This window comes from Streptomyces sp. SP18BB07, assembly GCF_036322545.1.
GTDB lineage: Bacteria > Actinomycetota > Actinomycetes > Streptomycetales > Streptomycetaceae > Streptomyces > Streptomyces deccanensis.
On record NZ_JAQYWT010000173.1, the window covers coordinates 19844 to 29061 of the forward strand.

Below are 9218 nucleotides of genomic sequence, written 5' to 3' on the forward strand. Positions count from 1 at the left end.
CGTCAGTCCTCCAGTTCCTGTGCGGTGGGAATCGCACCGCCGCCGTCGGGGATCCAGCGGCCGGAATCGCGCCACTTGACCGCCTCGTGGAATCCGTGGGTGGCGGCGAACTGCTGGAACCAGCGGCCCTCCGGCGAGTGGCGGGTGATGCCGTCGAAGAGTGTGGCCAGGATCTGAGTGCCGTGGAGACCCATGTTGTCGTAGGCCTGATTGATCATCAGTTTCTGCATGGCGAGCTGGTTGACCGGCACCCCCGCGATCCGGTCCGCCAACTCCTCTACACGAGCGCCCAGTTCATCCGCCGGTGACGCGTCCAGGACCAGGCCCCAGTCGGCGGCTGTGCGGCCGTCGATGGTGTCGCCGGTGAGGAGCATGCGCTTGGCGCGTTCGGCGCCCAGCCGGTACACCCACATGGCGGTGGTGGGGCAGCCCCACACCCGGGAGGGCATGTAGCCGATCTGCGCGTCCTCGGCCATGACGACCAGATCGCAGGAGAGCGCGATGTCGCTGCCGCCGGCCACGGCGTAACCGTGCACCTTGGCGATGGTGGGCTTCAGCGACCGCCACAGGGTGAAGATGTCGTCGGTGAACCCCTTCATCCAGGCGAAGTCCTTGATCGGATCCCACAGCGTGTCGCCGTCGGTGGAGCCCTGGGTGCCCGCGCCGTCCTCGGCGGACGTCTTCAGGTCGTATCCGGAGCAGAAGGCCCGGCCCGCTCCCTGGAGCACGATTACGTGCACTGCGGGGTCCTCATTGGCGCGCCGGACCGCTGCGGCTATGTCGCCGGGCATGCGGAAGTCGATCGCGTTGAGCCGCTCGGGCCGGTTCAGGGTCAGGTAGGCCTTGCGGTCCTTGACCTCGTACAGGACGGTGGACTGCTGGTCGTCGCTCACAGGTGCTCCGTTCGTTCGGAAAGGATGATCAGTCAGAAGGTCTCGCCGCGAGCGGCCTTTTCGCGCAGGAGTGTGTTCGGCATGAAGCGCTCGCCGTGCGCCGCGGCGAGCAGGTCGGCGCGGGTGACGAAGGCAGACAGGCCGCCGGGGAAGCAGTTGGCGTACTGCAGGACGCCTCCCGTCCAGGAGGGGAATCCGATTCCCAAAAGAGAGCCGACGTTGGCGTCCGCCGTACTGGTCAGCACGCCCTCGGCGACGCAGCGCGCCGCCTCGACGGACTCGACGAACAGCAGGCGCTCGATCAGCTCCTGCAGGTCGGCCCGGGCCGGATCGCCGCTCGCGCGGAAGGCGGATGCCAGTTGCGGCCACAGTCCGGTGCGCCCGCCCGAGCTGTCGTAGTCGTAGAAACCCGCGCCACGCGCACGGCCCGGCCTGCCCAGTTGGGCCATCGTTTCAGCGGCCGCCTCGCCCGGGTGGGCGCGGTAGCCGTCGCCGTCCGCTGCGCGTTTCTCGTCGCGGATTCTCAGCAGCAGTTCGAGGTTGAGTTCGTCCGCCAGCTGCAGTGCGCCCACGGGGTATCCGGCCTGCCAGGCGGCCTGCTCGACGGTCGCCGGGGCGTGGCCCTCGCCCAGCATGGCCAGTGCCTCGTAGACGAACGTCCCGATGACGCGTGAGGTGAAGGGCCCGTGGCTGTCGTTGACGGCTATCGGCGTCTTGCCGATCCGCGCCACGAAGTCCAGAGCCCGCGCCAGGGCCGCCTCGCTCGTCCGTTCGCCGCGGACGACCTCCACCAGCGGCATCCTGTCGACGGGTGAGAACAAGTGCAGGCCGATGAAGTCCGCCTGACGGCGCACCCCTTCGGCCAGGCGGGTGATGGGCAGGGTGGAGGTGTTCGAGCTGGGCAGCGCGTCGGGGGCGACCGCCGTCGGCAACCGCCCTGGCCGCCCGGGCGTGGGACTCGGCGGCGAACGCGTCGACGTCTGCGCGGCTGAACCCCTCCAGCGTCGCGATGAGGTCGGCACTGATGCCCTGCGGCACGAAGGAGGTGTCGTACGCGGTCTCGGGATCCATCAGCGCCGGACCCCCGTCCGAGCCCATCGGCACCCGCGACATCGACTCCACCCCGCCCGCAAGGACGAGGTCCTCCCACCCGGAACGGACCTTCTGAGCAGCGGTGTTCACAGCCTCCAACCCTGAACCGCAAAACCGTTTCAGCTGAAAGCCCGGGCCTGACGACTCGTAACCGGCGGCCAGCGCGGCAGTCCGCGCGAGGTTCGCGCCCTGGTCGCCGATGGGCGAGACCACGCCCTGGATCACGTCGTCGACCCGCAGCGGGTCGAAGCCCGGATGACGCGCGCTCACCTCGTCGAGAAGACCGGCGACGAGAAAGACCGGTTTGACGCCGTGCAAGGAGCCGTCGGCCCGGCCACGTCCGCGCGGGGTGCGCAGCGCGTCGTAGACGAACGCTTCGCTGGTATCGCGCATGAGGGCCGCCTTCCTGCCTGTGGAAACGTTCGAGCACGTAGGTCCGGGCCGAGCTCCACGTCCGTTTCGGACACCGCGTCCTCGTCATCGGGAGACCGGGTGGCGCCGCCAGGACGCGCCCGGCATGGCGGAGTTCACGAACCGCCGGGTCAAGTCAGCAGCGGCCGTACGATTTGAGCCCAGCGCTCCAGCAGTGCCTCGCGGTGCGAGTCCTCCCGGTGGAGCACGTCGGAGATTGCCATGCCACGCAGCAGGTGCACAGTCAGTTCAGCCACCATCGGATGGGCGGCCGAGGCGGTCAGCTCAGGACCCATCACCTCGTCGACCACCCGGTACAGGTCCCGGCGGGCCGCCCCTTCGGCGTGGCGCAGAACCTCCCGCAGTCGCGGGTTGGTGCGTGCCACCGCCCACAGCTCCATCTCGGCGGCAAATGACGGACTGCACATCACCGTGCGGAGCACGCGCAGCGAGCGCAACAGCGGATCGCCCTCCGGTGCCGCCTCGGTCAGTTCACGGCGCACGGCCAGCTCATTGCGCGCGACGAGCTGGCTGACGGCGGCCCCGAACAGTTCTTCCCTGGTCGGGAAGTGGTGCAGCAGCGCGCCCCGGCTGACGCCGGCGCGCCGCTGCACCGCCAAGGTCGTCGTCTCCGCGGCACCCGTCTCGACCAGCGACTCCACCGCCGCATCCACGATTCGGGCGCGCGTGGCGTCGCGTTGTTCGTCTCGCTTGCTCACAGCAGCTCCATTTCACAGTCAGCCCTGACTGTGAAATGGAGCTTCTCACAGTCAGGGCTGACTGTGAAGGGGTATGCGGAAGCGCGCTGGCGCTCAGGAGGCGGCGCGAACCCGCTGGGTAGCGTGCCCAGCGGAACACGGGCGCGGCATGCCGTGATCCTCTCAGCGATCCGACCATCAGGTCCGCTGCCGTGTGGCGCCCCGCACGGCCCCGAAGCCGCCTACGCGGCCACGAGCCGTTCGTTCGACGACGGTCAGGCAGCGAACAGCACGGGGAGTGGCAAATGTAGAGAGCCTGTCGTGCACATGGCGACCGCTCTACCGCCTCCGAGACAGGGAACCGTGAGCACCCCGTTTCAGATAGCTTCGTATGCCGGGGTTGAGGGTCAGGCCGGTTTCGGTGAGGCAGCCGTCGATGAGTTCCGGGTGGCGCTGGATGTGGGCGAGGCCACGGCGGAGGGTGCGGGTGAGGTGGTCAGGATCGGTGAACGCGGTGTTGGCCACCGGGCCTCGCCGTAACAGGGACCAGAGCCCTTCCACCGGGTTCAAGTCCGGGCTGTAGGAGGGGAGCTGGACGATCGTGAGCCAGTCGTGGCCTGCGGTGCAGTCACGCAGTCCCGCGGCGCGATAGGTGTTGAGATTGTCCCAGACGACGATGATCGCTCTGCAGATCACCCTGGTCTACGTCACCAGTGGCCTGCATAAAGTCCAGGGACGTCTATGGTAAGACGGAACAGCACTTTTCTACATCATGAGGGTTCCGGAGTTCACTTATCCCGGAGTGTCAAACCTCGTCTACGAGAACGATTTCATCGTCGTGGCAGGCACCTATGCGACAACGCTGTTCATGGTCTACTTTCCTCTAGGTATCCTAGTTCCCGCTCTTCGCCTATGGACAGCTTTAGTGTCCATCGTTTTCCACCTGTCGATCTCCATTTTTATGGGCCTCACCAGTTTTGCTCTGAATTATGGTTGCCTGCGACCTTATATTTTTGAGCGGCGCTATGCATAGAGGGCTCTCCTTCCTGACCCGCTCACGGGGCTATCTACTTCCAGTAATCCAGGAGCGACTGGGGTGGCCGAAAAGTGCTCCTCGTCCTGGGGCAGCGCCTGTTTCTGCGGAGAATGTAGAGTCTGATTGCTCATCTGCGCACGAGGAATGGAGATTCGATGGCAGGCCCGACAGACTTGACGAAGAACGCACTGTTGGTCGGGCTGTTCTCCATAACGCCGGCCCAGGTGTATCTGGGAGCGCCCCCCGGCGAGACAGCCACGGGACTTGAGCTCACCCCCGCCGGCGTGCAGCGAGTCGGTTCCGATGTGGATACGAGCCTCTGGTCATGGCGGGATGTGAGCGCGGTACGTGTGGTCGGCGCACCTGTGAAGTCGGGCTTCGGGCGAGGGCTGGCAGCAGTCGGTGTGGCGGCGTCGATCGTGCTGACGTGGTGGTCAGTGAGTGCTCCTGACCCCATGACGGTCGCAGTGGAGACAGCTGACAGCTGCGGCGAGTTGCCGGTGGATTCCGCTGCGGCGATCGCCTACACGCCGCGGGAGGCTGAACTCTCGCAGCTTTTGCTCAACCGTTTCGCCGACGGTTCGCTGTCCCCATCATTGATGACGGAGTGGCGACGGAATGAGCCGGAGCCGCGTCGCCTCTCAGCCAGGGCCCGGGAAGGGCTGCTGCTGCGTTGGGTACAGAGCTGAACGTCATGCTGCAGCAGCCTCACGGCTACTCGCCCGTTCTTGCCCTCGACCGGGGACTGCCGCTTCTGCCAGATGGCCGTCCCGTGGATCCCTGCCGGGGCACGGCCCGCCATCGGCGCTCACCCGGGATGGTTGCAGCTTCTGGAGATGGCATGGCTGCGGGTGGAACGACTCGATCTGAGACGCCATCCGCCTTCCAAACGTGTTGCGTTGGTCCGGGATGGGTGGGCATGAACTCCGGTTGGTAGCGGGAGAGGTGAGCGTGGTTCGTCCGCTCGTCTGGCTCGTGGAGGTGGTGGCTGGTGCCGTCGGTGCTCGGTCTGCTGGAAGCCCGGGAGAAGAGAGTTCGGGAAAAGATCGCGCGGTTGCGGGACGAGGCCGAGCGGGTGCAGGCCGCGCTCGGGCGCTGTCACGTTGTTGGGTGGGTAGGTGTCTGATGGTGCGTCGTGGTGTGGTGGAGCCCGGTTCCGGGCTGTGGTCAGGCCGTGGTGGAGAGGCCAGCGGCTCCGGTGATGTGCTCCCAGATTGAGAAGCGGACGGTCATCTCGGCTCGGTAGTCGTGTGCGGACAACCGATGGCGGTGGGGCCGGAAGTGGGGTGAGATGCCGTTGAACGCGGACAGGAACCGCTGTGCCCCTCCAGCGGAGCGGAAGCCCTTCATCGCCCGTTCGCGCTGTCTGGTGGGCTGGTGGCTGTTCTCCGCCCGGTTGTTCAGGCCCGTGTGAGCGGTGCTCGACGGGAGGGCATGACCTCGCGGTGGGCCGCGCTGTAGGAGCGGAGCTTGTCGGTGATGATCCCCCTGGGCACCGTGCGGGTCTTCTTCATCAGCCTGCAGAAGAAGCGTCTGGCCGCCGTCTTGTCCCGCTGGTTCTGCACCGGGATGTCCAGCACCATGCCGTCCTGATCGACGGCCCGCCAGAGGTACTTCTGCTCGCCGTTGATTTGGATGAAGACCTCATCCAGATGCCACTTGTCCCTAGGCCGGGGCCGGCGGCGACGCAACTCGCGGGCGTAGGCCGGGCTGAGGTGTCCCCCGGAATGTGGACACAGGGGTTCATGCTGCCAGTGGGAGTTTACGTCCTCCCTGGTGCTGCTGTTCGAACTCGGCTGGCGAGAGAGGGCGCTGTGGCGCCGTCGAGCGTTGTAGTAGGTCAGCCACTGGAAGATCTCCAGCCTCGCCTGACGCACCGTCGAGAACAGTCTCTGGTGCATCGTCTCTCTCTTGAGCCCCTGCCAGAACGACTCGGCGAGGGCGTTGACGCTCCTATAGTTGTCAACTCCCCGCAGAGACCGTCTTCGGGGCAGGTCGGATGAGGTGGTAGACCTCGCGGATCACGTAGCGTTTGATGCATCGGATGATCTCGCGTTTCGTCTTGCCCTCTGCGGTTCGGCGAGCGACGTAGTCGATCGTGGGCTGATGGAATCGCATGCGGACGATGACGGTGCGGTAGATCGCGGCGTTGAGCTGGCGATGGCCGCCGTGGTTGATGCGGTGCCTGCCGCTGGTCATTCCGGAGCCGGTGGGCACGGGCGCGATGCCCGCGAGTTTGGCGAGTGCGGCTTCGGACTTGATGCGCTCGGGGTTGTCCCCGACCACGACGAGGATTTCCGCGGCTGTGTCCACGCCGATACCGAACGGCTCGAGTAACTGCGGGGCGGCTCGGTGCACCAGGTCATCGATCATCTTCGTCAGCTCTTTGGCCTCGGCGTCGAGGTACTGCCACCGCTTGGCCAGCGTGCGCAGGGCGTGACGTAGTGCGTCCTCAGGGCCCTCCAGCTGTCGAGGACGCAGGCCCGCCAGGTGCCGGGCCAGAGCGACCTGCGTTTTGCCGGCGGTCTCGTGGCGCAGGCCATCGGGGGCGTGGACGAGCATCGCCTTCATGGTGACCATCGCGGCCGCGCGCTGTTCGACAACCTGGTCGTGGGCGATCTTTAGCCGGCGGATCATCCCGGCCTCGCCGTCCGCCGTCTTGGGGGTGGCGGTGGCGAAGCCGGCGAGAACCGCGCGGGCGGCGTTCTCGGCATCCAGCGTGTCGGACTTGCCGTTCATCCGCCGCAGCCGTCGGTCCGGCCGACCGGCCTCGACCACCTTGTGACCGGCCCGGCGAAGGAACGAGGCCAGGGTGGCGCCGTAGGAGCCGGTGCCCTCGACCCCGAATGCGAGCACCTTGCCGAACGAGGTTGCCCAGTACAGGAGTTGCTGGAATCCGCCGGTGTCCGTGGGGATCGTCAATGTCGCCAGGATTCCGCCGATGGTGTCCATGACTGCCGCGACGTGCGCGTGCTTGTGTGTGTCGACGCCGATCACGACGTGCCCGGACATGTGCTGCGCGTTGGTGTTCACCGCGTTCCTTCCGGCCGGTAGCGTGAGGTGCACGCTGTCGCCGGTCGGACGGACAGGACTGTCACGGGGACGCTTTTGACGAGGTGGCTCCAGGCTCTTATCAGGTCACGTCCGGCCGGCGGCAGCGCTTGCTGCGTGCCCGGCCGGACGGTCGACAGATCAACGCCAGGACACCCGTGGGGTCGGTCGTAGCAAGAGTCAGACCGTCACGGCCGGGGCTACCGAATCCTTGCGGGATCCGGTACCAAGAGACTGACAGTCGTAGCTCGAGCCGACCCGGCCCATGCTCCTGCGGATCCCGAAACCGTCACAGACCTGCGCGAACGCGGCCGATGTGTATTGCGAGCCCCTGTCCGCGTGGAAAATCACTCCGGTGGCGTTGCCGCCGCAGGTCGCCACCGCCATGGTCAGGGCGTCGATGACCAGTTCGGCGCGCATGTGGGAGGCCATCGAGTAGCCGAGTACCCGACGCGAGCAGATGTCGATGACGCAGGCGAGATACAGCCACGTCCCGCCGACCTGCACGTATGTGATGTCGCCGCACCACCTCTCGTCCAGGCGGGCGGCGGTGAACTGGCGCTGGACGAGGTCCGGGGCGGGCGGTGCGAGCCGGTCCGGGACGGTGGTGCGCTCGCGGCGCCGCAGGTGCCGGCCCTCGATGCCGTTGAGGCGCATCAGCCGCTCGATGCGCTTGCGGTTGATGGTGTGCCCGAAGCCCCGCAGTTCGGCGTGGACGCGGCGGACCCCGTAGGTTCCCTTGCGCGGTGTGTATCTCGCGGATCTCCGCGAGAAGCTCGTCCTCGGCGGCCTGCCGCTCTTCGCGGTCCTTCGCGCCGGCGAGCCACCAGTAGTACCCGGAGCGCGAGACCTGAAGGGCTCGGCATATCCGCTGAACGCCGAAGGCCTTGGCGTAGGCGGAGACGTCCCAGCGGCGGGTCTTCACTTCATCTCCTTTGCGAAATAGGCTGCCGCCCGGCGCAGGATCTCCCGCTCGAGCTCCCACTCCTTCTCCGCCTTGCGCAGCCGACCGTTCTCGGCTCTCAGCCGGGCCAGTTCCTCGTTCTGGCTCTCCGCGTTCTGCTCGCCGTGGCTGTGACCGCGACCGGCGTGCTCGTCGGCCTGGCGCACCCAGCTCCGCAGCGTCTCGCCGGTCCCCCGATGTCCGCTGCGACCGCCGCATACGTGCGCTTCCCGCCCGCCGCGCGGTACAGCGCGACGGCATCGTTCCTGAACTCCGCCGGATACGGAGACTTCCGTCCCACCAGGACACCCTTCCTCGGATCTGCAAGATCCATTGTCAGTGCGTCCACACCGTCGGGGTCGCCTCACCCCTCGGTGTCTCCCGCCCGTTCACCGCCATGAGCCAGATCGCCGAAGCGATCCACCAGGCCGTATGGGCACTCACCGCCGCACCCCGCGCCCCTGGAACGCCCACCCGCTACGACGACGTCCGCGGCTCCGTCCTCCCCAAAGACAGCGGTGGCGCCACGGAGATCGTGCACACGGTCCTGGGCCCTCCTTGCCGAGGAAGAGCACAACGAACTGCTGCGCACGCTCACCTCGTACCTGGCCAACGACCGCAGGCGGCAGACCACCGCCGACGAACTCGGCATCCACCGCCAGACCCTCGGCTACCGGCTGCGCCAGATCGAGGCGCACACCGACCGCAGCCTGAAGAGTTCGCGCGACATCGCCGAACTGTGGATCGCTGTGACCGCCCACGACCTCTTCCGTCCGTAGACGCCTGCACGGTCGTCGGCCGAGACGGGCCTCGTCGGCCAGGACACCGCGGTGCTCATGAGTTCAGAGGTAGAGCTTTTTGTTGATGGGGATGCCGTTCTCCCGGCAGTAGGTCTCGTAGTGGTTGATGTACCACCACACGTCCAGTGTCTCGATGAAGCCGCCCTGGTCGTTGAAGAAGTCGATCGGTCCTTGCAGCCACCCGAAGAGCTTCACACCGTCGGGGTGATCACTGACCAGGGTGTGCGACAGCCCGGGTGTCTCGAAGATGAAGCTGCCCGGCCCGGCCACCCAGTCGTACTCGAGGTAGCGGCA

At 66.9% G+C, this 9218-nt stretch carries 6 protein-coding genes and 6 pseudogenes; 2 read left to right on the top strand and 10 right to left on the bottom strand.

All coding sequences use genetic code 11. From position 1 onward, the window contains the following. Nucleotides 1–2 precede the first annotated feature (2 nt). The 5 genes and pseudogenes from PUR53_RS01645 to PUR53_RS01665 form a co-directional block, all read right to left on the bottom strand. The gene (locus PUR53_RS01645; RefSeq protein ID WP_329907118.1) at nt 3–893 is read right to left on the bottom strand and encodes a crotonase/enoyl-CoA hydratase family protein; all 891 of its coding nucleotides are present in this window, start codon (nt 891–893) and stop codon (nt 3–5) included. 32 nt (nt 894–925) lie between these two features. After that, the gene (locus PUR53_RS01650; protein WP_329907119.1) at nt 926–1825 is read right to left on the bottom strand and encodes a 3-hydroxyacyl-CoA dehydrogenase family protein; all 900 of its coding nucleotides are present in this window, start codon (nt 1823–1825) and stop codon (nt 926–928) included. After that, a pseudogene (locus PUR53_RS01655) lies at nt 1728–2378 on the bottom strand (beta-ketoacyl synthase N-terminal-like domain-containing protein); the annotation flags it as partial. The gene PUR53_RS01650 and the pseudogene PUR53_RS01655, both read right to left, overlap by 98 nt. Nucleotides 2379–2527: 149 nt before the next feature. Continuing rightward, nucleotides 2528–3115, bottom strand: coding sequence for a TetR/AcrR family transcriptional regulator (locus PUR53_RS01660; RefSeq protein ID WP_329907121.1), 588 nt, complete (start codon nt 3113–3115; stop codon nt 2528–2530). Between the two features lie 318 nt (nt 3116–3433). Next, nucleotides 3434–3775: pseudogene (locus PUR53_RS01665) on the bottom strand (transposase); the annotation flags it as partial. Between the two features lie 510 nt (nt 3776–4285). Here PUR53_RS01665 and PUR53_RS01670 point away from each other — a divergent pair. Further along, nucleotides 4286–4819 (top strand): hypothetical protein, encoded by a 534-nt coding sequence (locus PUR53_RS01670; RefSeq protein ID WP_329907122.1) that lies wholly within the window; start codon nt 4286–4288, stop codon nt 4817–4819. Nucleotides 4820–5297: 478 nt separating this feature from the next. Here the strand turns inward: PUR53_RS01670 and PUR53_RS01675 are convergent. From PUR53_RS01675 to PUR53_RS01690, 4 genes and pseudogenes are all read right to left on the bottom strand, one after another. Continuing rightward, nucleotides 5298–5836: pseudogene (locus tag PUR53_RS01675) on the bottom strand (IS6 family transposase); the annotation flags it as partial. Nucleotides 5837–5935: 99 nt separating this feature from the next. Beyond that, nucleotides 5936–6076, bottom strand: a pseudogene (locus PUR53_RS01680) (integrase core domain-containing protein); the annotation flags it as partial. A 16-nt stretch (nt 6077–6092) separates the two neighbouring features. After that, a complete protein-coding gene (locus tag PUR53_RS01685) occupies nt 6093–7163 on the bottom strand; it encodes an IS110 family transposase (RefSeq protein WP_329907123.1) in 1071 nt (356 codons plus the stop codon). A gap of 258 nt (nt 7164–7421) precedes the next feature. Next, nucleotides 7422–8425 (bottom strand): annotated as a pseudogene (locus PUR53_RS01690) (IS3 family transposase); the annotation flags it as partial. A gap of 217 nt (nt 8426–8642) precedes the next feature. Here PUR53_RS01690 and PUR53_RS01695 point away from each other — a divergent pair. Then, nucleotides 8643–8903, top strand: coding sequence for a helix-turn-helix domain-containing protein (locus tag PUR53_RS01695; RefSeq protein ID WP_329907125.1), 261 nt, complete (start codon nt 8643–8645; stop codon nt 8901–8903). Nucleotides 8904–8966: 63 nt separating this feature from the next. Here the strand turns inward: PUR53_RS01695 and PUR53_RS01700 are convergent. Continuing rightward, nucleotides 8967–9218, bottom strand: a pseudogene (locus tag PUR53_RS01700) (2,4'-dihydroxyacetophenone dioxygenase family protein); the annotation flags it as partial.